Here is a 24,881-nt window from a genome sequence, read left to right on the forward strand (position 1 = left end):
TTGATAACGGAAAACTATTACAAAACCTGTAACCACTGATCGCTGCAAACCGCTGGCCCGACGTTGGGTACTTTTCTTCAATACCACCGGCCGTCGATACCCGAGGATGAAGCCTTCTCCCAACCAAACGGATTTCCTCATGAGCCTGTCCCTGTCCATGGCCGCCTTCGCACTGGCGGCTTCGATCTCCCCCGGCCCGGTCAACATCGTCGCGCTGGGCAGCGGTGCCCGCCATGGCCTGCGCGCCAGCCTGGCCCACGTGGCCGGCGCCACGCTGGGCTTCTGTCTGCTGCTGGTGCTGGTCGGCCTGGGCCTGCACCAGTTGCTGCTGCGCTGGCCGGTACTGGGCCTGCTGTTGCACTGGGGCGGTGTGGCGTTCCTGCTGTACATGGCTTGGAAACTGGCTGGCGACGATGGGCAACTGGACAGCAAGCACCCGCTGCGCGCACCTTCGGCGTGGCACGGCGCGGCAATGCAATGGCTCAATCCCAAGGCCTGGCTGGCAGCGGTGTCCGGGGTTGGCGCCTACACCGGCGGCGAGCAGCACTTGCTGTGGCTGTTTGCCTGGATCTACGGGCCGATCTGTTTCCTTTCGGTGGGCAGCTGGGCGTGGGCAGGCAGCGTGATCCGGCAGTATCTGGACAACCCACGGCAACTGCGCCGGCTGAATCGGGGCTTGGCCGTGTTGTTGGTGGGTAGCGCGGTCTACCTGGTCCTTCAAGGCCAGCAAGGGGCGGCATTGCGGTAATGCCCGGGGGTCGCCGCCAGGTGCTGCTTGAACGCCCGCTGCAGGTGTGCCTGGTCGGCAAACCCGGCTTCCTGCGCCACCTCGGCAATGGCCCGGCCCTGGCGCAACTGCGCCCTGGCCAATTGCACGCGCTGGTCGAGCAGGTAGCCATGCGGCGTCAGGCCGAAGCGCTGGCGGAATGCGCGGATCAGATAGGAGCGTGACAGACCGCAGGCGGCGCAGATGTCTTCCAGGCTGAGCGGGTCGCTGCGATGGACACGGATGAACTCAGCCGCGGCGTCCAACCGCGGGTTACCCGCCTCGGGCACACCGCTATTGCCGCCGAGCAGGCCCGGCAATGCGGCAAACAGGGCCGCCAGGCGGCTTTCGCGGTCTGGCACGTTGCCATCGAACAGGTCGGCAAACAGCTGCAACAGCCGCCGGTACAATTCCGGCGAATGACTCCAGGCCTGGGCCGGCAAGGCAAACCCCTGCGCCTGCAACCAGGGCATGTCGACGAACAGCATCAGGTACGACCATGCTTCCCCGGCAATGGGGTTGCAGGCATGCACCACGCCTGGGTTCATCAGCACCGTGGTACCTGCTGCCACCTCGAGCTGCCGGTCACCGTTCAGGTAGGTGCTGCGCCCGCCGGTGATCACACCGAGGGAAAAGCTTTCATGAGAGTGCGCGGCGTAACACACCTGGCGCCCATCCCCTACCCGCCGGGCTTCGACGAAGGGCAACGCGGAATCGCGCCAAAACCTTGATACTTCGATCATCCCTCGCCCCGCTCGCCGCTGTCATGCATCCGGATACTACACAGTATGCCGGGGAAACAGGTCGAGTGTTCGTTCCACTTCGCCAATATCAATCGTAAAACCATCGCCTTCCGGTGTCCCCACCACAAAGCCGAAATGTTGGTCGTCACGATCCGTGAGGTACTTGTAGTAGCTGACGAACCGGTTCGGCGGCTGCAAGGTCAGCAGGCAGCCGCCGGGTTGCAGTACGTTCACGCCGTGCACCAGCTGACTACCCTCCACCCCCATCACCACCCTCGCCCCGGCACAGGCCGCCACGATAGTGGGTACATCGCACTTCAGCGGATTGACAATGCGAAAGCCGCGGGTGGCGCTCAAATGCTCGGCCAGCGCCAGCTCATTGCGCAACAGGCGCAAGTCACCGTCACTACCGCGCAGCAGGAACACACCAGGGTGGGAAGCATGCGCCACATGCGCCAGCAACTTTTCGCCCATGGCCCGGTAGCGAGCATGTCGGCTGCGGTTGTTGGACAGATCATCGAACAGCACCAGTTCCCGGAAGAACGCACTGCGCAAGCGCAGCGGTCTCATCTCCAGCCAGTCTTCATAGGCCTGCACCTGGGGATACAGTGGGAATCTGGCCGAAGGCGCCGTGGTCACCGGTACGCCCTCGTTGCGGGCCAACGCATAGGTCGGGCAATCTTCCATCAGCCAGGTGCCGAACCAGGTATTGCCGTTCTGCGTGCAGTAGATCGCCGCGCGGTCGACTTCGCGGTCCACGGTGATGGTTGGAAAAGTGCGAGGCTTCAGCGACAGCCAGTGGCTGGCCTTGCCCTTGTACAATGCCCCCTCGACCAACCACACATCTTTGAACAGGTACCCCCGGGTCGGCCCTTGCTGCATGCTGATGCCGCCCCGCATGGTAGGACCCGGGTGTACGTACGGATAGAAACGCTTGCCTTCCCAGCCCGTCACTCGCTCCAGTTGACCTGGCAGATAAATGGCCGGTGGCGAGACCGTGGTTTCGCCCGGGGCAATGTCCCAGCTTTTGTCCGCGATGCTCTTGAGGTCGATGAAGCTGCGCCCGCCCAGCCGTTTGCGCACCATGTTGCAATAGGCGGCCAAGGTCCAGGTGTGCTGCCTGGCTGGCGCTGGTGTGCCGGACTGCGAGATGTCGCTCTCCATGAAGCTGCTCCCTTGGTGAAGAGGCCAGAAGAATTTTGGCGCAACGTGCCAGATCAACACGACTTGGATATCTCTAACTGCACATGACCCGTTCCATGCTGGGCGGTGACTGCAGGCTGGCGTAGCGGCTGCGTAAGCTCTCCATGAATGGCTCGCCTGCACCGCTGCGACCGTAGAGGTAGATCTTGTGCAGGCCGCCAAACACCATTTCCTGGTAGCGGCTGGCGACTTCCGCGTCACTCGGGCCTTCGGGCAATCCCAGATGCAGCGTGAGCTTGTCGCCTTCGATGGCGAACATCGGGGTGTCCCATAGGAACTTCGCGGTGCCGGTCCTGGGTAAGCGAACAAACAGACAGGCATGGTTGCCAAGCGAATCGATATCGCCACCGCGGCGGCGCTTCCATTTCAACAACCCGTCGTCCGGGCGGGCCAGGCAAAGGCCGATGTCATAATAATCGAAGCCCTTCTCCAGGGCCCATTCCAGCGCCATGAAAGTGGTAATCGAGTTCACCTCGCGCAACTTGCGGGCATCGGAAAACACCGCCTCGCAATAGCCGAAACGCAACGTGCTCCAATAACGCTTGCCGCCGCGCACCACTTCGCAGCCCAGGTGGCAGCCAATCACGTCATCGTTCAACGTGATCAGGTCGAGCCGGCCGACACTTCTGGCAATGCGAAACACTTCCGGCGTAGGGAACTGTGCTGCATGAATACCCTGCCTGGCGCTGGCATAGGGGCGCAGAAGGTCGCGGTCAGCCATGGCGATTTCCTCGTCCGTCAGGGCCTGGCGCATGCGGTACAGTGGGCGATGCTTGCGGATACTGCGTCTTAGCTCGCTGTCGTAGCGCGCCGTGATGTCCTCCAGCGGACGGCCCAGCGGCACCACAGCGCTCAGGTAATGAGGCACCGACAATGCCCCGGCCGTCGGCATTTCGCTGACCACCACCCGGTGATCAGCTGCCGTGGTCGCGCAAGCGCTGTCGATGATTGCATTGCTGCCCTGGCCCTTGCCGGCAATCAGCAGCTTGGCCATTTCTCTCTGCTGCTTGCGCCCGACATAGACAATCTCGTAAGGGCTTTCCTGCTGCAAGCGGAACCTGGCCACTTCCCAGCGCCAGAAGCAGGCACGCGCCAATCCTTCACGCAGTTTGCTGGCCAGGTGTCTGATTTCGTAGCGTATCGAGGGCGACAAGTGTTTTCGCGCCAAAGCCGTCAAGGTCGCTTTCATTTCTTCTTCGACGTCCTTCGATGTGCTCTTTGGTCTATCGGAAAAGGACCACTGCTCAGCAACGACTGGTTATGGATTTGCGCGTTTTATCCACAAAGTGTGCTATCGATTAACAATTTAAGGTGTGCCCAAAGCGTTTCGCAAGCGGCACTTCGATTGCATTTCCTGACGCCTGTTCGGGCTGCTGCAACGTTTCATGGCGTCAAATTTCCTGCATGAACAGCGCATCCGCGGAACACCTTCTGTGGCCCTGCGCTCGCGCGTTACCCCGTTACCACTTGGCCAGCGAGAAATCACGTTTGATGCCTTCTCTTACAGAGAAGGAGCATCGCCATGCCCGCCAACAACCCTCATCAGACCGTGCTCGAAGCGCAACTACCGCAGTGGGCCCGCCAGGCAACGCCCGAACAGTGGGCCACGTTACCGCGTACCCAGGTCGCCCCGTGGCAGGCACAGGACTGGTTCGCCAATTCCCCCCCAGACCTGCGCCAGGCCGTGCGCGCCAGCAGCACGCGCCTGCTCCACGCGCAAGCAGCCCTGGCCCACTCACTGCAAGGCCTGAAACAGATCACTGAATTCGCTGAGCCATTGCTGCAGGGCCGCCTTGCCCACCATGGCATTCAGGCCCTGCGCAGCACCGAGTTACTGCGGGTCGAACGCACCTGGCATTGGGGCGGCATGCGCTATCTCTATCGCCACCAGCGCCATAACCTGCTCCAGGCCGCCCTGCAGAACTTCGCCGACGACGAGGCGTTCACTGCCGAGAGTGCCATTGCCTTGAGCGGCAACATCCAGGTGACGGCAGTCGAGGTACAAGGTTCGGTCACATTGGGTATGCAGGTACCTGTGGCCCACTTTCCGCTGAAGTCCGAGCGCTACCGGGTGGAGCGCCTGCCGCTGGCCCCCAGCGCGTTCGCCACGTTATGCCGTGAACTGGACCTGGGGGGTGCGTACCAGGCCCACCTTGAACAACACTTCGCCCGGCCCACCACCCGAGCGCTGGCCATCAAGGTGCAGAAAAACCGCCTGCGCCTGGCCGCCGACCTTGCCTACCTGCGGCACCTGGTCGACGGCAGCACGCGTGATCAGGTCGAGCAACTGCTGCAGGGTGGCGAGGTGAAGTGCTGGCAGCTGGCGCTGTTCGGCATCACCCTGCACGAAGTCATGCTGATCGATACTGGCCGCGCAGGGTTGGCCCTGTACCTGCCCGGCCATGACCCAGCCCTGCGACAGTGCAGCAACCTGGAGGCGGTGCACGATGCACTGGCGACCTTGCTGCTGGAAGCCGATGCCCGCCAGGCCTTCAGCGCCTACATCAGCCAGGACCAGCGCGCGCACTTCCTCGACCTGCTGCAGCAGAACCTCGACGCTACCGGCAACAGCGCCCCCGACCGCACCTGGCAGCGTGCCGCACAGGCCGACCTGCGCCCCACGCGCCTGGCGATCACGGCCGAGCCTTTCGGCCACTACCAGGACCTGCACCTGGACCGTCTCAAGCACGAAGCCAGCCTGCTGGCGGTGCCGACAGCCGCGGCCGATGCCAGCGCGCGGGCCAGGCGCCTGGAGGCATGGGAAAGCCTTGGCCTGGATGCACTGAATATCGCCGGTTTCTTCATTCCAGGGGTAGGCACCCTGATGCTGGCCGTTACCGCATGCCAGTTGCTCGGCGAAGCCTTCGAGGGCTATGAGGCCTGGCAGGAAGGCGACCGGCACCTGGCGCTGCGCCACCTGGAGGCGGTCGGCCTGAACCTGGCGCTGATTGGCGGCTTCGCGACAGCTGCCAAGGTGGTCCCCAAGCTGTTCAACAGCCCATTGATGGAAAGCCTGCAGCAGGTACGCGGCCGCGACGGGCGCTACCGGCTCTGGAATGAAGACCTCACCCCCTACCGCAGTGCCCAGGTTCTGCCCGAACACCTGCAGGCCAATCCACTTGGCCAATACCTGTACGAGGGCCGCCATTTCATCCGCATGGACGGCCATCTGTTCGAACAACGGTTCGACAATGACCTGCAGCAATGGCGGGTGGTTCACCCCGATACACCGGATGCCTGGCAGCCACCGCTGACGCATAATGGCCAAGGCGCCTGGCGTGGCCAGCATGAGCACCCCGAGCTGTGGCCATTTGCCCAGCTGGCGCGCCGGCTGGGCGATGCCTACCGCGCCTTCACCCCAGACCAGTTGGCGCAGGCTGGACGGCTTTGTGGCATCGATGCCGCGCAGTTGCGCCGGGTGCACCTGGAAGGCCTGGCCACGCCGCCACTGTTGCTCGATGCGCTGCAACGCATGGCGGCACAAGCCGAGGTCGAGGTTTTGGCTGGCAAGGCCCCGCCTGGCTTGTTCGAGCGGCTGTACAACGGTGACGCAGCCATTACTCCACCGACGCAGAAATTGCTCGATACCTACCCGCGGCTGTCCCCTGCCCTGGCCAGGCGCTTGCTGGCACCGCTGGATGAGGCCGAACTGCTCGCCTGGCAACAGCGCAGCCAGTTGCCTGTGCGGGTTCGCCAATCGCTGGAGCAGGTGCACAGCGAGCTACCGCTGGTACGCGCGCTGGAGGGCCTGCTTCAGCCAGCCCGGGCCAACAGCGCCAGCGAACGCCTGTTGTTCAGCGCACTGGATGCCATGCCGGGCTGGCCTGGGGATGTGCGCCTGGAGTTGTGCGGCGCCAGCCCAGCAGGCGTCCGCCTGGACCAGGTCGGCAGCGACCGGGCCACTACCCTGTACCGTGTGATCAAGACCGTCGACGGCTATGAGGCCTATCTCGGTGATCGCCCTGCACCCGCACTGCGTGATCACGACCTGTGCCGCGCGGTAGAACAGGCCCTGCCAGCCGCGCAACGCCAGACCCTGGGTTTGCTCACCGAAGATGGCAGCACGCTACGCCAGCGTGTGCTGGCCTGGGCCGACCAGCACAGGGCGACACTGGCACAGCGGCTGTGGGGGCACCGCGCGTTGCTGCGCAGGCCCAAGGGCGCCCTGTACGGCGGCCGGCCCCTTGCCCCCGAACCCCATCAGCCGCGCCTGGCAGGGTCGCTGGCCGGGGCCTACCGCCGCCTGTACCCCGATGCCAGCGATCAGGAATTCGAAAACTGGCTCGGCAACGATGAGGACAACCCGTACCTCGATGACCTTCGCTCCCCCACCCAGCGGCTGCGCGACCTGCAGCAGCGTCTGGATAGCCTGCGCCGCGACCTGCGGGAGTGGGCCCGGCCCGACCCACAGCGCACGCACCAGAGGCAGCGGGCCATCCGCCCCATCCTCAACGCCTGGCAACGGCTCTCGACCGTAGCGCTGGAAGGCGGTGGCCGCCTGCACAGCCTGGACCTGTCCGGCCTGGAACTGGACAACCAGGCCCTGGCCAGCCTGCCACTACCCAATGACTTCAGCCATGTCGAGCACCTGTCCTTGAGCTATAACCGTTCGCTCAGCCAGTTGCCGGGCGGATTCTTCCAACGCTTCCCCAACCTGCAGCGCTTGCTGCTGACTGACTGCCGCTTCGACACACTGCCGCGCCTGAGCAACCCTGCCCAGCTAAGCTGGCTGGATATGGAAGGCAACCGTATCACCTGGGATGCCCAGGCCCAGCAAACCCTGGACAGCTGCTTCGGCCTGGTTGTGCTGGACCTGTCGGGCAACCCCTTGCTGCAGGCCCCGGACCTGCGCGGGCTGGCTTATCTGAAAACGCTGTTCCTGAACAACTGTACGCTCAGCGAATTGCCGCGCGGCCTGGAGCTGGTCACCGAGCCGATCATCCTCGACATTGGCGACAATCAGCTGCTGCGGTTGCCGGAGGGTTTCAACGTGCCACGGCCGGTCGCAGACGCGCTGCGCCTGGAAAGCGACTGGCTGGGCGCCCCGGTGCTTGCGCAGATCGAAGCCTACAACGCCACGCACCAGGTGGACCTGCTGGTAAACGCAGGTGACTACCTGGAATTCTTCGAGCAGACCGGCCCGGCCGAAGCGGCCCTGTGGCAACGGTTACCCCTGCAGTATCGTCGCGATCTCAGGCCGTTGCTCGAAGGCGAACCGTTCCTGTCCCATCCGCAACATGCTCGTGCCGAGTTCTGGCGGCGCCTGGCGTTGATCGACGCAGACCCGGCCCTGCGCCAGGAATGGTTGACGCACCCGCCATACAACCTGTTCAACCTCCCGCTTTGACATGGCCCTGCGCGCCTGCCTGTACAACAGGCAGGCATTGATGGCCAGGTTAGGCCAGACTGGTGTTTTTCCGGCAGCCGGTGCATGCTCGCAGCTGAAGCGTTTCACCCGGCTCTAAACCCGCCCAGTAATGTGAGGTGCAGTACCCATGGACCGTCTGCTCGATTCACTCTTCCCCAGTGCCGAAAACATCCCGCAATCCTGGCGCCTGGAAGCCCCCCTGGAACAACGCGACTACCTGGTGAACGGCGAGCTCAGGCGCTGGGACGGCCCCCTGGCCACGGTGCGCAGCCCGGTCTGGCTCAAGGATGGCAACGAAGAACACCAGGTGGTGCTGGGCAGCGCGCCGCTGCTCGACGCCGATACCGCGCTCACCGCTCTCGATGCCGCCGTACAGGCCTACGACAAAGGCCGCGGCGCCTGGCCCACCCTGCGCGTGGCCGAGCGCATCCAGCATGTCGAGGCGTTCCTGGCGCGCATGCGTGAGCAGCGCGAAGCAGTGGTCAAGCTGCTGATGTGGGAGATCGGCAAGAACCTCAAGGACTCGGAAAAGGAATTCGACCGTACCTGCGACTATATCGTCGACACCATCAATGCCCTCAAGGACCTCGATCGCCGCTCCAGTCGCTTCGAGCTGGAACAGGGCACGCTGGGCCAGATCCGCCGGGCACCGCTGGGTGTAGCGCTGTGCATGGGGCCTTACAACTACCCGCTCAACGAAACCTTCACCACGTTGATCCCGGCCCTGATCATGGGCAACACCGTGGTGTTCAAACCGGCCAAGTTCGGCGTCCTGTTGATTCGGCCACTGCTCGAAGCGTTCCGCGACAGCTTCCCGCCAGGCGTGATCAACGTCATCTATGGCCGCGGCCGGGAAACGGTGAGCGCGCTGATGGCCAGTGGCAAGATCGATGTGTTCGCCTTCATCGGCACGCACAAGGCCGCCAGTGACCTGAAAAAACTGCACCCGCGCCCGCACCGCCTGCGCGCCGCGCTGGGCCTGGATGCCAAGAACCCGGGCATCGTCCTGCCCCAGGTGGACCTCGACAACGCCGTCGAGGAAGCCGTCACCGGCGCGCTGTCGTTCAATGGCCAGCGCTGCACGGCGTTGAAGATCCTATTCGTCCACGAGGACGTGGTGGACGCCTTCCTCGACAAGTTCCAGCGCAAGCTGGCCGCACTGAAGCCCGGCATGCCCTGGGAGCCTGGTGTAGCGCTGACGCCACTGCCGGAGCCGGGCAAGGTCGATTACCTCGACGGCCTGGTGGCCGATGCCAAGGCCAAGGGCGCACGGGTAGTCAACGAAGGTGGCGGGCACAGCCGCGGCTCGTTCTTCTACCCGGCCGTGCTGTACCCGGTGCAGCCCGACATGCGCGTGTACCACGAGGAACAGTTCGGCCCACTGGTGCCGGTGGTGCCTTACCGCGATCTGCAGACGGTGATCGATTACGTGCTGGACTCCGATTACGGCCAGCAACTGAGCCTGTTCGGCAACGACCCGGCAACCATCGGCAGCCTGGTCGACACCTTCGCCAACCAGGTCGGCCGGATCAACATCAACGCGCAATGCCAGCGCGGCCCGGACACCTACCCGTTCAATGGCCGCAAGAACAGCGCCGAAGGCACCCTGTCGGTGCATGACGCCCTGCGCGTGTTCTCGATCCGGACGCTGGTGGCAACACGCTTCCAGGCAGCCAACAAGGCGCTTATCAGCGAGATCATCCGCAACCGGCAGTCGAGCTTCCTGACTACCGACTACATCTTCTGACCAGCGCGCTTATAGACAAACGATCTATCAATACGGTCGATCTTCCATCCGTGCAAACGACTCTAAGCAACAGGGCGCCCGCCGGCGCCCATTCAAAAAGGAGAGTCGAACATGGCAGCCAGACCCATTCCGGAAGGCCAGCACAGTATCACCCCGTACCTGGCCATCAACGATGCCGCCAAGGCCATCGAGTTCTACAAGAAGGCCTTCGGTGCCGTCGAGATGTTCCGCCTCGACGCCCCGGGTGGCCGCGTTGGCCATGCCGAACTGAAGATCGGTGACTCGTCACTGATGCTTGGTGACCCCTGCGACATGGAAGGCGGCCTGACCGCCAGCCAGAAGCTCGGCGGCGCAGGCGTCGGCCTGCACCTGTATGTCGAGGACAGCGACAAAGTCTACGCCCAGGCCCTGGCGGCCGGCGCCACCCAGCTGAACGCAGTGACGGACCAGTTCTACGGCGACCGCAGCGGCACCCTGAAAGACCCGTTCGGCAATATCTGGTTCGTGTCCACCCACAAGGAGGACCTGACCCCCGCGGAAATTCGCGCCCGTGCCGCGAAGCTGTTCGGCGGCAACTGAGCAGCAGGTTGAAAGCGGCGCGACTTTGCCTGAAGCTTGGCGCTCGTAGCCTGGAGCCGCGTCATGCGAATCATCGACAAAACCGCCGCACAGGTGCGCAGCCTGACCCCTGCGGAAGAGGAGCTGCTGGTCGGCTTTGCCAGCGGCACCCTCGCCGGCCCGCGCCTGCTGCAAGCCAACCAGCTGCTGATGAAGGTGCGCAGCGCCAACCAGTGGCTGGCCTGCGACTGCCGTAGCGATGCCTTGCCGGTGCTCAATGTCACCCTCAACGGCAGCACCGGCACGCTGTTTCTGAAGAACAACCCGGGCACAGCCGAGCACGCGCCCGGCTGCCCGTTCACCAAGGACGAGCGGGAAGCCGCCGAGCGCGAGAGCCAGCCCGCGCCGCCTGCGGCCTGGCTGCCTCCGGACACCCCCTTGCGCTTGATCGGCGACTTCCGCAGTGGCAACCCTCCGGGTGCCGGCGGCGACAGCCACGAGCGGCGTGAACAGCAGCGTCTATTGGCGCTGTTGCTGACCTGGGTCGAAACCAGCGGCCTCAACCTGTATGCCACTCACCTGAAAAAGGACCTGACCGCGCAGTTTGCCGAATTGCGCAGCGTGGCCAGCCGCTACCCGCTGCTGGAGCGGGTGCCGGCCAGCAACTACCTGGAAACCCGCCTGGACATGAAGCACATGATGATGCTCAAGTCCCGCCTGCGCGAAGCCACGGTATTCGGCAACCACCGCCGCCACGGCCTGCTGCTGGACTGCGTGGACCAGGTCAAAGCGCGCAAGCTGTTCAACCACGGCAATGCAGACGGCTTCGACTTCCAGGGGCATCATCTGTACTGGGGCGGCACCCGCACCAGCGGCCCGTTGCTGGCCCTGGCCCTGTACTCGCCGACCAGCGCTGGCAGCCAGTTCTACGAGCTGATCCATGTGGCCAGCGTACCGGTGCTGTCGCGGGCGCACCTGTTTCCGGTCTATCGCGATGAGGAACGCGAACCGCTCAAGGCGCTGGTGTCGCTGATCGACTGGATGGCCAGCAAGGGCGTGAAAGTGCAGATGCGCCGCCCGGTGATCGGCGGCGAGGTGATGGATGAACTGGTGCTGACCTCGGACCAGGACCGGGTGCTGTCGGTATCGCTGCTAGAGCAGCCGATCGGGCCCGAGCCGGATACCGAGAACTTCAAGCGCTACGCCGACTTCAAGAGCCCGGAAACCTTCCGCAAGTACGTTGCGGGGTTCTTCATGCGTGAGCGCTGAGGGCCATTGGCGCTTGGGGGGCTCGCCGGAGCCTTTGTAGCGCCTGCGAGATCGAGCGCCGCCCGCGCGGCGCTCGATCTGCCAGGCGCTACAAATCAAACGGCATGCACCCCGTTACCAAACAAACGGCTCAGCCAAGAAACAGCTTGTACGCCGGGTTGTCGGTCTCGTCCCAATAGCGGTACCCCATCTCATCCAGCGCCAGCGGCAAACTCGCCAGCTCATCCCCCGGCACTTCCAGTGCAGCGAACACCCGTGCCTCTGCCGCACCATGGTTGCGGTAATGGAACAGGCTGATGTTCCAGCGCTTGCCCAATCGCTCCAGGAAGCCCAGCAACGCCCCCGGTCGTTCCGCAAACTCGAAGCGCAGCACCCGCTCGGCAGCACCTGGCGCGGCGTGGCCACCCACCGTATGACGCACATGCAACTTGGCCAGTTCGTTGTCGGTCAGGTCGAGTACGCTGTAGCCCTGCTCACGCAGGCTGGCCAGCAAGCGCTCGCGCGGGTCGTGCAGCGGGTGTGTCTGTACCCCGACGAACAAGCGCGCCTCCTTGCCCGGATAGTAGCGGTAGTTGAATTCGGTGATCTGCCGCTTGCCCAGCGCCTGGCAGAAGGCGCGAAAGCTACCCGGCTGTTCCGGGATGGTAACGGCGATGATCGCCTCGCGCTGCTCGCCCAGTTCAGCACGCTCGGCCACATGGCGCAGGCGGTCGAAGTTGACGTTGGCCCCGGAGTCGATGGCCACCAGGGTGTGACCCTGCACGCCTTCGCGCGCCACGTACTTCTTGATCCCGGCCACAGCCAGGGCGCCGGACGGTTCGGTGATGGAACGGGTGTCATCGTAGATATCCTTGATCGCCGCGCACAACTCATCGCTGCTCACGGTCAGTACCTCGTCGACGAAATGCCGGCACAGTTCGAAGCAATGGGCACCCACCTGTGCCACCGCCACCCCGTCGGCGAAGGTGCCGACCTGTGGCAGGATCACCCGTTCGCCAGCGGCCATGGCCGCCTGCAGGCAGTTGGAGTCTTCTGGTTCGACGCCGATCACTTTCACCTCCGGGCGCAGGTACTTCACATAGGCAGCAATCCCCGCGATCAGCCCGCCACCGCCCACCGGCACGAAGATGGCGTCCAGCGCACCCGGGCGCTGGCGGAGGATTTCCATGGCCACGGTACCTTGCCCGGCAATCACATCCGGGTCATCGAACGGCGGCACGAAGGTAGCGCCTTCGCTGTCGGCCAGTTTCAGCGCGTGGGCCAGGGCATGAGGGAAGCTTTCACCGTGCAACACGACATGGCCACCGCGCGAACGCACACCCTCCACTTTCAGCGACGGTGTCGTGGTAGGCATGACAATGGTGGCTTTCATGCCCAGGTGCGAGGCTGCCAGGGCCACGCCCTGGGCATGGTTGCCTGCCGACGCGGTGATGACCCCGCGCTCGCGCTGCAGGCTGCTCAGGCGTGACAGACGCGTGTAGGCACCACGGATCTTGAACGAGAAGGTCGGTTGCAGGTCTTCGCGCTTGAGCAACACCTGGTTGCCAAGGCTTGCCGATAGCGCCGGGGCGCCTTGCAAGGGTGTCTCGATGGCCAGGTCGTACACGGGCGCAGAGAGAATACGGCGCACCTGTTCCGACAGCAGTTGCTGCGTGGAGGTCGGGGTACGAGGGCTGACATTGAGGCTGGTCATCGATTGCAACTCCTTGGCTTTTATTCACGTTGCCCAGGAGTCAGAGAGAAGAAACCCGCCTCCAGGGCGGGTTCGGTGCACGTACGCGCTAGCCCGCCAAGCTGATAATGGCGGTAATAATAATGGCGTGCGCGTGCGGGAAGGTTTTCATGCCCAAGAACTTAGCCGGTCCTGCGGCATGAAGTCAACACTTGGCGTGCTGCGCCGAAAGCGGCACATCGAACACCTTGTCGAAGCCCCACTGGAAGACAAACGCATAAACGAAGAAGAACACGAACAACGCCAGGTTGGTCAGCAGCGCCGCCCACAGGCTGACATCCAGCCAATAGGCCACCAGCGGCAGCAGGATCAGCACCAACCCGCCTTCGAAGCCCAGGGCATGCAACAGACGGCGCAGGAAAGTACGCTCGCGCCGCCGCTGACGCGCTTCCCAGCGTTCGAATACCCAGTTGTAGGCCATGTTCCAGCTCATCGCGATGCCCGACATCAGCACCGACAACACGGTCGACTGCGCCATACCTGCGCCGAACGCCAGTTCCAGCGCGGGAGCCACACAGGCGACGGCGATGGCTTCGTAGAGTATGGCCTGGACGATCTTGCGTGCCTTGCCTTGCATGTTCTGCTCCCTGGGTGAACGACCTGTAAACTACTAGAAGTGGCTTGCAAGAAAAAGCCTGAAATTTGGACAACGCTGCATCCGGCTGCTTGTATCTATCGAGGACAGACGCCGACATGTCGTACTACTTCGTCCAAGGAATCGAACGAGGATAAAGACAATGGCTTACGCCTTACTACTGGTGGCCGGCACATGAGCCTGGCATTCATCGATTTCCTTACCTATGTGCTGTTCGGCCTGAAGATCTTCGCGATCGTGCTGGCCTCGCTGATGTTCCTGCTGGGCCTGGACGACCTGTTCATCGACCTGTGCTACTGGTGCCGCAAGCTGGTCCGGCGTTTTCGTATCTATGACAAGTACGAAAGAGCCGACGAAAAACGCTTGTTCGAGGTACCGGAAAAGCCCCTGGCGATCATGGTCCCGGCCTGGAACGAAGTGGGCGTGGTGGGAGAAATGGCGCGCCTTGCCGCCTCGACCATCGACTATGAAAATTACCAGATCTTCGTCGGCACCTACCCCAACGACCCGCAAACCCAGGCCGATGTCGACGCGGTGTGCCTGCACTACCCCAACGTGCACAAGGTAGTCTGCGCGCGCCCCGGCCCCACCAGCAAGGCTGACTGCCTGAACAACATCATCGACGCCCTGCTGCGCTTCCAGCAGGACGCCGGCATCGAATTCGCCGGTTTCATCCTGCATGACGCCGAAGACGTGATTTCCCCCATGGAGTTGCGCCTGTTCAACTACCTGCTGCCGAACAAGGACATGATCCAGATTCCGGTGTACCCCTATGCACCGGAATGGAAAGGCTTCACCGCCGGCCATTATGTCGACGAGTTTGCCGAAAACCACGGCAAGGACGTGATCGTGCGCGAAGCCCTGACCGGCCAGGTGCCCAGTGCTGGCGTGGGTACCTGTTTCAGCCGCCGCGCCATCGCTGCGCTGCTCGAGGACGGCGACGGCATCGCCTTCGACGTGCAGAGCCTGACCGAAGACTACGACATCGGTTTTCGCCTGAAGCAAAAGGGCATGAAGTGCATCTTCGCCCGCTACTCCATCACCGACCCGAGCCTGACCCTGAAGCAGGAGTGGCGCCCGGGCATGAGCCGCGAATTCTCGCAGGTGATCTGCGTGCGCGAGCACTTCCCGCGCGACTGGCAACACGCCATCCGGCAGAAGTCACGCTGGATCGTCGGCATCGTGTTCCAGGGCACCAGCAACCTTGGCTGGAGCCGCAAGGGCGCGCTCAACTACTTCCTCTGGCGTGACCGCCGCGGCTTGTTCGCCTACCTGCTGAGCTTCCTGGTCAACCTGTTGCTGCTGGTGTTGCTGGCCATGTGGCTGGTCACGGTCATTGCACCGGAGTCGTGGCGCTTCATGTCGATCCTCGATGACAGCCCGCTGCTGGCCACGTTGCTCTGGCTGAACGGCCTGCTGCTGGTCAACCGCCTGTTCCAGCGCGCCTGGTTCGTCACCCGCTTCTATGGTATCGGCGAGGGTCTGCTGTCGGCACCACGGATGATGTGGAGCAACTTCGTCAACTTCTTCGCCAACTTGCGCGCCTTGCGCCAGGTGATGGAAATGGGCGACTCGCGGCGCGTGGCCTGGGACAAGACCACTCACGAATTCCCCGCCATCGCCGCCCCGGCCCGCACCCCGCTGGGCCAGCGCCTGATCGCCAAGGGCCTGATCAGCGACGAGCAGTTGCAACAGGCGATCATCAGCCCGGTACGCCGACGCCTGGGCCGTGAACTGCTGCTGCGCGGCTGGCTGAACAGCGAACAGCTGGTGGCTACCCTGGCCGAACAACTCGACCTGCCCTGGGCACCGCTGAACCCGTTCAAGCTCGACCCGCGGCTGATCGCCAAGCTGCCACGCAAGCTGGCCACGCACTACGGCGTGCTACCGGTAGCCGAAGACGGTGACACGCTGATCCTGGCCAGCGAAAGCCCGGTCAGCCAGGTGTCGCTGGGGGTGATAAGCCGGCAGTTGAAACGCCCGGTGAGTGCACGCCTGGCCCCCCAGGGCCGGGTGACCCTGGGCCTGCGTTATCACTACCCTAGCCCCTGGCAGAAGCCGGAAACCCGCGACATGCTGGCCGTTCTGGAACGCTGTCAGGACGATGAAGCGCTGCTGGAACGGGTCAGCCATCACCAGGTAATGCTCGGTGCCCTGCTGCAGGTGCGCGGCATGGTGCCGGTGACCCTGTTCAACCAGGCGCTGATCGACTACAACCCCGACCACCAGAGCCTGGGCGAATACCTGATCACCCGCGGCATCATCACCGAGCAGGTGCTGCAAGAAGCCCTGATCGAACAGGCCAGCGAACAGCAGGCCGCCTTTGACCTGACCCGGGAGGTGGCATGAAGCCGCGCTTTTCCCTCACTTTCACTGGCCTGTTGCTGTGTTCCGCCGCCCTGCCCGCCGCAGCGTCGACACCGATGACCGACTTCCAGCGGTTCACCAGCTACCCGTTCATGGAACGTAGCTACCGAGAGGCGAAGAAGGACAACTGGGCCGAGGTCGAGCGCCTGACCCGGCACGTCCTCGAGCGGGTACCGAACAATGACGAAGCCCGCGCATTGCTGGTGCAAGCCCTGGCCCACCAACGCCGCTACCAGGAAGCCGAAGCGCTGGCCGAACAACTGGGGGACGACCCGGCGCAGGCCAACGCCCTGCTCGAACTGCGTCTGGCCTGGATCGAGCAGGATCCGCCCCCGGCCAGCCAGGTGGAACGCTGGCTGGCCAGCAGCGATGGCACCCAGCGCGTGCGCCTGTGGCAGGCCTACAGCCTGAGCCTGGCCAAGTCCGGTGGCGCCGCCAAGGCCCTGGAGTGGCTCAATCATCTGCCGCCACGAGAGGATGGCCAAGTCCTGCGCCTGGCCCGGGCCAACTTTGCCGAACAGCTGCACAACTGGAAGGAAACCATCGAACAGCTGCAGCCGCTCGCCGATAAGCGCCAGTTGCCGGCCCAGGACTGGCAGCGCCTGGCCAATGCCTATATCCAGCAGGTGGACGAAAACGGCTTGAACGCACTGCTGCCCAGCGCCCCATCCGCCGCAGCCGCCGACCAGGCCCGCCTGGCCATGGCCAACCGAGCCATCGCCGTCGGCCACAACCAGCAGGCCCAGCGCTGGCTGCAGGCGCTGCCGACCGAGCAACTGAACCAGCCGGTGCAGCGCCAGCAGCTGTGGGAACTGGCCCGCGAAGGCGAGGATGCCGCGCTGGTGCAGCGCCTGAGCAACGAACTGCAACGCCCCTGCCTGGAAACCGTCGACTGGCTGTCACGCCGCGACCCGGCGCTGGCCCGCGAGCAATTCAAGGGTTGCACGGCCAGCACCGATCCCAAGGCTTACGCCGTGCTCAGGCAGCGTCTGTACGGTGACCCGCCACAGCCTGCGCAACCACGCACTGCCGCCGAATGGGAAAACCGCTACCGGCAAAGCGGTGACCTGGCGGCGCTGGAGCAAGCCACCTTCCTGCTGACCCAACAGGGCCGCACTGATCACGCCCGGCAACTGCTGGAGCAAGCCTACGACCGCCACCAGGGGCGCCTGGCCCCGTCGCTGCTGCAGCGCCTGGGCAACCTGTATGCACGCAACGACGGGCCGCTGGACCGTCGCCGCATGCTCGGCCTGGTCCCCCGGGTCGACGCCAATACCCGCGCCCAGCTGCTCGGCCGCCTGGCCGAGGCCGGCCACTGCGATGCCGTGCGCCAGGCCATACCGGCCGCCCCCAGCGAGCCCGGCCAGTACCGCGCGCTGGGCCGCTGCGCCATGCCTGACCAGCCCGGTGAAGCAGTCGTCTACTATCAGGCCGCCGAGCGCCTGGGCGACCGTGGTAGCCGTCTGCCGCTGGCCTATGCCCTCGAGGCTGCCGGTGACTCCGAGGCCGCCCTGGCCATCTGGCGCAGCCTGCCGGACAGTACCTGGACCGAGAACGCGCGCCTCACCGCTGCCCGTGGCGCGCTGAACGCCGGCGACCCGCAGGCGGCCCGCCGCTATTGGGAGGCCGCCGGGCAGCATAGCGCCGACGACTGGGCGCTGGGTGCGGCCATCGCCGAGCAGCAAGGCGATTACCAGGGCGCGCTGGCCTTGCAACGCCAGGCCTTGGCGCATGCGCCGCGAGCCGACCATTACTACGCCGCCGCCAGCACCGCGCAACTGGCCGGCGACCCCGCGCAAAGCAGCGCCTGGCTGGCCGAAGCCGTACGCCTGGCCCCCGACCAGCCGCGCTACCGCGCCGACTACGGCATGCGCCTGGCCGGCTCGGCAGACAAGCACCAGCGCCGCCAGTCAATCCCCTTGCTGGAGCGTGCCACCCACGACTTTCCCGAGGATTACCGCCTGGGCGAGACGCTGGCCTTGCGCTACGACGAGGCCGAAGACAGCGCCGCGGCACGTCGCGAGCTGCGCCGGGTGCTCGATGTCGAGCAGAACCTGGTCGACGGCGATGACGAGTACGGCAGCCTGGAGGCCCGCAAGTACCGCCAGCGGCGGGCCCATGAGAGCCTGTCGCGGCGCGACACCATCACCCTGGCCAGCACCTGGTCGCCGGCCGGTACCTCGACCAACGACAGGTTCCTCGACAATGGCCAGCGCAGTGGCACTTCGCGCCACGCACAATCGCAGAACGTGCAGTTGGCGATGTGGGACCATGCCCTGGGTGAAGAGCCCAGCCGCAATGGCAGCACCCTGTCGGTGTATGGCCGGGTGCTGTTCGGCGGGCAAAGCCGTACCGACTACGCACAAAGCATGGGCACCGGCGTCGGCCTGCGCTACAAGCCGCTCGGCCAGGCCAACCTCAACCTGTACGCAGAGCTGTACCACCAGCGCCAGGTCGACGAGGCGCACTACCGCGGCCTGAGCCTGGGGCAGCTGCTGAGCCCGGCCAAGGTCGGCGGCAACTGGGGCGACCTGCGCCACCACGCCGAATCGAGCAATGACCTGCTGTTGCGCGCCACCGCCTCGTTCCTCGACCAGGGCGCCTGGCGCAACGACTGGCGGGTCGATGAGGACGACTGGAACGAGCGCTTCCTCTACCTCGACGCCGCCTGGTGGACCCGTGCCGGTGACCACGCCTGGCTGTCGCGCTACCAGCAGGGCCACGCCTGGAAGCTGCCGGGCAGTTCGCCGCAGACCCTCATGCCGTATGGCTTTGTCGAGTTCTCCAGCCAGGACCCGAGCAACGACTGGCGCCAGGACGCCCGGGCCGGGGTCGGTGTGCGCTGGCAATGGTGGTTCGACGATGACCGCTACAACGCCTACCGCGGTTCGCTGAAAGTGCGTGCCGAGTACCAGCAATCGCTGGGCGGCAACCTCTACGAGCGCGCCAATGGCGTGCTGGTCGGTGCGGAGATGACCTTCTGATGCGTACGCTCCTTGCCCTGTGCCTGCTCGCCCTGTGGTTGCCGGCCAGCGCCGACCAGCGCCTGTTCTACCAACCGCTCAACCGCGACGCCAGCATCACCCCTGGCCAATGGCAACAGCTGTGGCATGCCACCGCCGCGCAGGGCGGCAAGACCTTGATCGTGCAATGGAGCGCCTACGGCGACAGCGATTTTGGCGGCGCGAATGGCTGGCTGGCCAACAGCCTGCGCAGCGCCCGCGCCGAAGGCTTGCAGCTGGTGCTGGGGTTGTACATGGACCCGGCCTATTACCAGCGCCTTGACCAACTCGATGGTGATGGCCTCACCAGGTACTGGCAGGCGCAGTTGGGGCGCTCGCTCAGCCACTACCAGCAACTGCGCCAGACCTGGCAATTGCCGGTGGATGGCTGGTACCTGCCGATGGAACTGGACGACCTGCATTTTCGTCAAGCCGAGCGGCGCGCTGCGCTGTTCAGCCAGTTGCAGGCCTTCAACCGCCAGCTCGACAAGCCCTTGCACATCAGTGCCTTCAGCGCGGGCAAACTGGCGCCGCGGGTCAATGGCGCCTGGCTGGATCAGCTGGCCGGCCTGGGCGTGACCGTGTGGTGGCAGGACGGCACTGGCACCGGGCGCTTGCCCGCGCTGGTACGCCAGAACTATGAGCAGGCCTTGCCGTGCCGGGTGGGCGTGGTGCGCGAGGCGTTCCGCCAGGTAAGCGCGCCAGGGCAGCCGTTCCGCGCCGAGCCCGCTGAACCGCAGCTGGGCGGCGGTTGCCATGCCGAGGCCGTGTTCGACTTGCGTTACCGGCCTTGGGCCCGGGGTGTTCTGCCCAACAATTGAGTCGCCAGGCCTGGCAGTACTCACAGGAGCCCAGCGATGTTCAAGACCATCGAAGCGCACGTACGCAAGCAGGTCGCCCCAGCCGCCCTGCGCGCCGAGTTCCGCCAGCACGAATTCGAGTCCATGCGCCCGTTCTGCCTGCTGGTGTTCTGCGTCAGTATCTTGATCTGGCTGGTCTTCGACCTGATCGTCAGCTTCCTCGGCGGCCAGGGCTTCACCTGGCTGTCGTGCGTGTTCCTCGCCCTGCTCGGCTGCCTCACCCTGGTGCTGCGGTTCACCCGCCGCAGCCATCACTTCGATGTGCTCAACCTGCTGTTCGTCGCGGTGATCACCCTGGGCATGCGCCTGGTGATCGAAGGCATCCCGGTGGCCCAGCGCCCGGTGTGGCTGGTCCTCGGGGTGTCCACCGTGCTGTATGCCGTGTCGGTGCTACCGGTTCGACGCTGGTCGTTCTTCTGCGCCATGGCCATCACCTGGGTGGTGCTCAACCCGTTCTATCACACGCGTATCGACGCGGACGAGCTCGAAGGCGCCATGCTGCTGAGCTATGCCGCGTTCCTCAGTGGCCTGGTCATCTACAGCTACGTGCAGATGCGCAAGGCCAAGCTGCATAACTTCTATCTGTCCAAGGTGCTGCTGGAGCAGGCCTATGTCGACACCCTGACCGAAATCCCCAACCGCCGCTCGTTCATGACCCAGGCGGGTGACCAACTGCGCTTGGCCAACGCCGGGCAGTACCTGGCGATGATCGACATCGACAACTTCAAACGGGTGAATGACCGCTTTGGCCATGACGTGGGTGATGAAGTGCTCAAGCGCGTGGCCATGCATATCAAGGCGAGCATGGCCGGTTTCGAATTTGCCCGGCTGGGCGGTGAGGAGTTCGCGGTGTTTTTCCAGGGGCTGGACCAGCAAGGCGTCGAGCAGCGGGTGGCGGGTTTGTGCCAACGGGTGCGCGAGGACATTGCCGAGCACCCGGTGACCGTCAGCATCGGCCTGGCCCGGGTAGCCCCGGGAGACAGCCTGACCACGGCGCTGGTGCGCGCCGACCGGGCGCTGTATGAAGCCAAGCGCAGTGGCAAGGACCGCTTTGTGCTGTGGTCAGGCACGCTGGCAGACAGTGATTAGCAGGCTCGGCCCTTTCGCGGGTAAACCCGCTCCTGCTGCATCTGCATCGCGCTCGGGTTCAGCGCAATACCTGCGGCAGCGAGTTTACCTGCGAAGCGGCCGGCACAGGCGACACCTCACCCGGCAGGCAGGCGAATCCGGAACTGCGCCCCGCCCAGCGCCGACTGTGCCACGGTCAAGGTCCCGCCCTGCCCTTCGATCGCCCGTCGGCTGATCGCCAGGCCCAGGCCAAAGCCACCGGTATTGCGGTCACGGCTGCGGTCCAGCCGGTAGAACGGCTGGAAGATCCGCTCGCGCTCTTCCACCGGTATGCCAATCCCGTCATCTTCCACCGTCACGAGGCAGGTACCATCCTCTTCCCGGCGCAAACGCAGCAACAAGCTCTCGTCGCAATAACGCATGGCATTGCGCACCAGGTTCTGCACCGCGCGCGCCGTCAACCTGGGGTCCAGGACAAAACGTGGCAAATCACCTTCGGCGCGCACTTCCCACTTGATGCCGCGGCCATCGAGTTCCTCGGCAAAGCCGCCGAGTACGCTGTCGACCAGCTCCAGCAACGACACCTCGACCCGCTCGCGGGCCTGGTCGGCGTTGTACAGACGGCTGTAGGACAGCAACTCCAGCACCAGCTCGTCCAGCTCGCGCACGTGCCCCACCAGCTCCAGCAGGCGCTTGCGGCTGGCCGGAGGGACTTCGTCGAACAGCAGCACCAGGCCGAAATCCAGCCGGGTCAGCGGTGTGCGCAACTCGTGCGACACCGCATTGAGCAGCTCGCGCTGCTGGTTGACGTGGCGCTCCAGGTCGCCAGCCATGGTGTCGAACACCCTGGCCAGCTCACCGATGTTGGAATGCGGCGAGATGTGCGTGCGCTCGGCCATCTGCCCCTGGCCCAGGCGCCGGGCGGTTTCTTTCAAACGCTCCAGGTCGCGCCAGTGCGGCCATACCCACAGCAGCAGGCAGCCGAGCATGACCGCACCGATCAGTACGGTCACCCCCCACGACAGCACGTTGATGTCCAGCGGGTCGGGGGGTGAGTGCAGGCGCACCAGCCATTCCTTGTCCAGCGGTGCCAGCACCGTTTCGTAGTAGCCCCACTCGGCGATGCGCACCACATGCAGGCCATGCTCCAGGCGCGCCTGCTCGGCCTCGCTCAAGCCGGCCTGGTCCATGCGCAGCAGCTGCAATTGCAACGGCGCGAAATCCCTGGCCAGCTCCTGTTCCACTGCCGGCCACTGCTCGCGCGGGGCCTGGCGGAACTGGCGCACGATCAGCGCCTGCACGCCCTTGGCCTGGTCCAGGTTGTAGGCCATGAAGCGCTCCTGGAACAGCCCGACGATGGTGTCAGGGATGAACAGCAGCGCGCCGGCATAGGCGACGATGATGACCAGGTACAGACGCACCAGGATCTTGAGCATGGCCGATCAGCACTCCCACTCGACGCGGCTGAACAGGTAGCCCTTGCCCCATACGGTCTTGATCTTGCGCGCCTCGCCAGCGTTGTCGTCGAACTTGCGTCGCAGCTTGGAAATGGCCACGTCCACCGAGCGGTCGGTGCCGTTGAACTCGATGCCGCGCAGCTGCTGCAGGATGCGGTCGCGGTTCAGCACCTCGCCGGCATTGCGCGCCAGCACCACCAGCAGGTTGTATTCACCACTGGACAGCTCCACCTGCTCGCCGCGCCAGCTCACTGTGCGCTCGGCCAGGTCGATGCGCAGGCCGCCGATCTGGATCAGCTCGTTGTCCAGGCGCGGTTCATGCACACTGCTGCGGCGCAGCAGGGTGCGCACGCGGGCCAGCAGCACGCGCGGCTCGCAGGGTTTGGTCACATAGTCGTCGGCGCCCATTTCCAGGCCCAGGACCTGGTCATGGCTGTCATCGCGAGCGGTCAGCATCAAGATCGGCAGGCTCTGTGATTCCTGGCGCAACAGGCGGCACAGCTGCAGCCCATCGATGCCCGGCAGCATCAGGTCGAGGATGACCAGGTCGGGCTTTTGCCGGCGGTACTCGTCAAGCACCTGATCGCCACGGGCGATCACCTGGACATGGAAGTCGTTGCGTTGCAGGTAGCTGGCGATCAGTTCGGACAGGGCGCTGTCATCTTCGACCAGGAAAATATTTGGCATAGGCGCTTGGAAGTCTGGGTTGTGGTAGGCCTTGCCGGCCTCTTCGCGGGTAAACCCGCTCCCACAGGGACCGCACAGCAACTGGAACCTGTGCAGTCCCTGTGGGAGCGGGTTTACCCGCGAAGAGGCCGGTACAGGGACACGCAGAATATAGAACCCTACAGGTCCAGAGGATTGTTCTTCACACTTTTTCACACTCGTCCTACAGGTATTAACAGCCATCCAAGCAGCGCCTGCCTTAGCATATGGGCGGTCATCATCGGAAGATCCGTATGTCTACTACCCTCCCCCCACGCTTGCGCCCGTTGGCGCTTTTGGCGTTCCTGAGCCTGTCCCTGGCCGGCTGCGACGACAGCGCCGAACAGGAAGTACAGGCCCCCACCCCGCAAGTGCGGGTGGAAACCCTGCAACTGCAACCTCTGGCCATCAGCAGCGAACTCAGCGGTCGCATCCTGGCGCCGCGCACCGCCGAAGTCCGCGCCCGGGTGGCTGGCGTGGTGCTCAAGCGGGTGTACCGCGAAGGCAGCGACGTCAAGCAAGGCGATGTGCTGTTCCTGATCGACCCGGCGCCGTTCAAGGCCGACCATGACAGCGCCCGCGCCACCCTGGCCAAGGCCGAGGCCACGCTGTACCAGGCACGCCTGCAAGAGCAGCGCTACCGTGAGCTGGTCGACGACAAGGCCGTCAGCCGCCAGGAATACGACAACGCCAGGGCGGCGTTCCTGCAGGCCGATGCCGCCGTCGCCGAAGCCAGGGCCGCCCTGGAGCGTGCCCGCCTGAACCTGGGCTACGCCACCGTGACCGCACCGATATCCGGCCGTATCGGTCGCGCCCTGGTCACCGAAGGCGCGCTGGTCGGGCAGAACGAGACTACGCCGCTGGCGACCATCCAGCAGTTGGACCCGATCCACGCCGATGTCACCCAGTCGACGCGTGAACTCAACGCCTTGCGCCGGGCCCTGCGAGCGGGTGAGCTGCAGCAGGTCGGTGACGGTCAGGCCCGTGCCACGCTGATCCAGGACGATGGCAGCGCCTATCCGTTGCCGGGCAAGCTGCTGTTCTCCGATATCAGCGTCGACCCCAGCACCAACCAGATCACCCTGCGCAGCGAGTTCCCCAACCCGGACCTCGACCTGCTGCCCGGCAGCTACGTACGCGTGCGCCTGGAGCAGGCCGTGCAGCCCAAAGGCCTGAGCGTGCCGCAACGCGCCATCCTGCGCGACAGTGCTGGCGTGCCCAAGGTACTGGTGGTCGACCCACAGGCCCGGGTCAGCGATCGCCAGGTGGTCCTGGGCAGCGCCCAGGGCGACCGCTGGATCGTCAGCGAAGGCCTGGCGCCCGGCGAGCGGGTGGTGGTCGAGGGCCTGCAACACGTCAAGGCCGGTGACCAGGTGCAGGTCGACAATGCATCCGGGGCGCCGCCCATCGCACAGCACACTGGCCAGTGAGGGCCTGATTC

Annotated in this window: 17 protein-coding genes; 10 read left to right on the forward strand and 7 right to left on the reverse strand. The window is 64.8% G+C overall.

The genetic code is table 11. The annotated features are described in order from the left end of the window. The first annotated feature begins 139 nt into the window (after positions 1-139). Positions 140-748, forward strand: a complete 609-nt coding sequence (locus HU763_RS12920; RefSeq protein ID WP_186685780.1) for a LysE family translocator — start codon at positions 140-142, stop codon at positions 746-748. Here the strand turns inward: HU763_RS12920 and HU763_RS12925 are convergent. The 3 genes from HU763_RS12925 to HU763_RS12935 all read right to left on the reverse strand — a co-directional run bounded on the left by HU763_RS12925 (position 718) and on the right by HU763_RS12935 (position 3,901). Continuing rightward, the gene (locus tag HU763_RS12925) at positions 718-1,509 is read right to left on the reverse strand and encodes an AraC family transcriptional regulator (protein ID WP_186685777.1); all 792 of its coding nucleotides are present in this window, start codon (positions 1,507-1,509) and stop codon (positions 718-720) included. The genes HU763_RS12920 and HU763_RS12925 overlap by 31 nt on opposite strands. A 36-nt stretch (positions 1,510-1,545) precedes the next feature. Next, positions 1,546-2,673, reverse strand: coding sequence for a glycosyltransferase family 61 protein (locus HU763_RS12930; RefSeq protein WP_186685774.1), 1,128 nt, complete (start codon positions 2,671-2,673; stop codon positions 1,546-1,548). Between the two features lie 73 nt (positions 2,674-2,746). Then, a complete protein-coding gene (locus tag HU763_RS12935) occupies positions 2,747-3,901 on the reverse strand; it encodes a hypothetical protein (RefSeq protein ID WP_186685771.1) in 1,155 nt (384 codons plus the stop codon). A 333-nt stretch (positions 3,902-4,234) separates the two neighbouring features. Between HU763_RS12935 and HU763_RS12940 the strand changes: the two genes are divergently transcribed. From HU763_RS12940 to HU763_RS12955, 4 genes are all read left to right on the forward strand, one after another. Beyond that, positions 4,235-8,059, forward strand: coding sequence for a dermonecrotic toxin domain-containing protein (locus HU763_RS12940; RefSeq protein ID WP_186685768.1), 3,825 nt, complete (start codon positions 4,235-4,237; stop codon positions 8,057-8,059). Between the two features lie 148 nt (positions 8,060-8,207). Further along, on the forward strand, positions 8,208-9,827 hold the full coding sequence (locus tag HU763_RS12945) for an NADP-dependent glyceraldehyde-3-phosphate dehydrogenase (RefSeq protein WP_170030128.1): 1,620 nt from the start codon (positions 8,208-8,210) through the stop codon (positions 9,825-9,827). Positions 9,828-9,938: 111 nt separating this feature from the next. Then, entirely contained in the window at positions 9,939-10,406 is a 468-nt protein-coding gene (locus tag HU763_RS12950) for a VOC family protein (RefSeq protein WP_186685765.1), read from the forward strand. A 63-nt stretch (positions 10,407-10,469) separates the two neighbouring features. Continuing rightward, positions 10,470-11,654, forward strand: a complete 1,185-nt coding sequence (locus HU763_RS12955) for a hypothetical protein (protein ID WP_186685762.1) — start codon at positions 10,470-10,472, stop codon at positions 11,652-11,654. 130 nt (positions 11,655-11,784) lie between these two features. On the opposite strand, the gene ilvA is transcribed toward HU763_RS12955, so the two are convergent. Beyond that, complete coding sequence (gene ilvA, locus HU763_RS12960) at positions 11,785-13,347, reverse strand: threonine ammonia-lyase, biosynthetic (protein WP_186685760.1); 1,563 nt, start codon at positions 13,345-13,347, stop codon at positions 11,785-11,787. A 184-nt stretch (positions 13,348-13,531) separates the two neighbouring features. Beyond that, the gene (locus tag HU763_RS12965; protein ID WP_170030132.1) at positions 13,532-13,963 is read right to left on the reverse strand and encodes a PACE efflux transporter; all 432 of its coding nucleotides are present in this window, start codon (positions 13,961-13,963) and stop codon (positions 13,532-13,534) included. Positions 13,964-14,155: 192 nt separating this feature from the next. On the opposite strand from HU763_RS12965, the gene nfrB reads away from it, so the two are divergent. From nfrB to HU763_RS12985, 4 genes are read left to right on the forward strand one after another with little or no spacing between them, the layout of a single operon-like run. Further along, the gene (nfrB, locus tag HU763_RS12970; RefSeq protein ID WP_186685759.1) at positions 14,156-16,330 is read left to right on the forward strand and encodes a cyclic di-3',5'-guanylate-activated glycosyltransferase NfrB; all 2,175 of its coding nucleotides are present in this window, start codon (positions 14,156-14,158) and stop codon (positions 16,328-16,330) included. Beyond that, positions 16,327-19,332, forward strand: coding sequence for a phage receptor (locus HU763_RS12975; RefSeq protein ID WP_186685758.1), 3,006 nt, complete (start codon positions 16,327-16,329; stop codon positions 19,330-19,332). The genes nfrB and HU763_RS12975 overlap by 4 nt, the downstream gene beginning before the upstream one ends. Then, positions 19,332-20,171, forward strand: a complete 840-nt coding sequence (locus HU763_RS12980; protein WP_186685757.1) for a DUF4434 family protein — start codon at positions 19,332-19,334, stop codon at positions 20,169-20,171. Before HU763_RS12975 ends, HU763_RS12980 begins: the two co-directional genes overlap by 1 nt. Positions 20,172-20,207: 36 nt before the next feature. Beyond that, positions 20,208-21,299 carry a GGDEF domain-containing protein gene (locus HU763_RS12985; RefSeq protein WP_186685756.1) on the forward strand — a complete coding sequence of 364 codons (1,092 nt, stop codon included), beginning with the start codon at positions 20,208-20,210 and terminating at the stop codon, positions 21,297-21,299. A gap of 116 nt (positions 21,300-21,415) precedes the next feature. Here HU763_RS12985 and HU763_RS12990 read toward each other — a convergent pair whose 3' ends face one another. Both HU763_RS12990 and HU763_RS12995 read right to left on the reverse strand, forming a co-directional pair. After that, a complete protein-coding gene (locus tag HU763_RS12990; protein WP_186685754.1) occupies positions 21,416-22,714 on the reverse strand; it encodes an ATP-binding protein in 1,299 nt (432 codons plus the stop codon). Between the two features lie 6 nt (positions 22,715-22,720). Continuing rightward, positions 22,721-23,422 carry a response regulator gene (locus HU763_RS12995; RefSeq protein ID WP_186685752.1) on the reverse strand — a complete coding sequence of 234 codons (702 nt, stop codon included), beginning with the start codon at positions 23,420-23,422 and terminating at the stop codon, positions 22,721-22,723. Positions 23,423-23,694: 272 nt separating this feature from the next. On the opposite strand from HU763_RS12995, the gene HU763_RS13000 reads away from it, so the two are divergent. Then, positions 23,695-24,870, forward strand: coding sequence for an efflux RND transporter periplasmic adaptor subunit (locus tag HU763_RS13000; protein WP_186685750.1), 1,176 nt, complete (start codon positions 23,695-23,697; stop codon positions 24,868-24,870). The last annotated feature ends 11 nt before the right edge of the window (positions 24,871-24,881 follow it).

Origin of the sequence: Pseudomonas anuradhapurensis, from assembly GCF_014269225.2 — a bacterium.
Lineage (GTDB): Bacteria > Pseudomonadota > Gammaproteobacteria > Pseudomonadales > Pseudomonadaceae > Aquipseudomonas > Aquipseudomonas anuradhapurensis.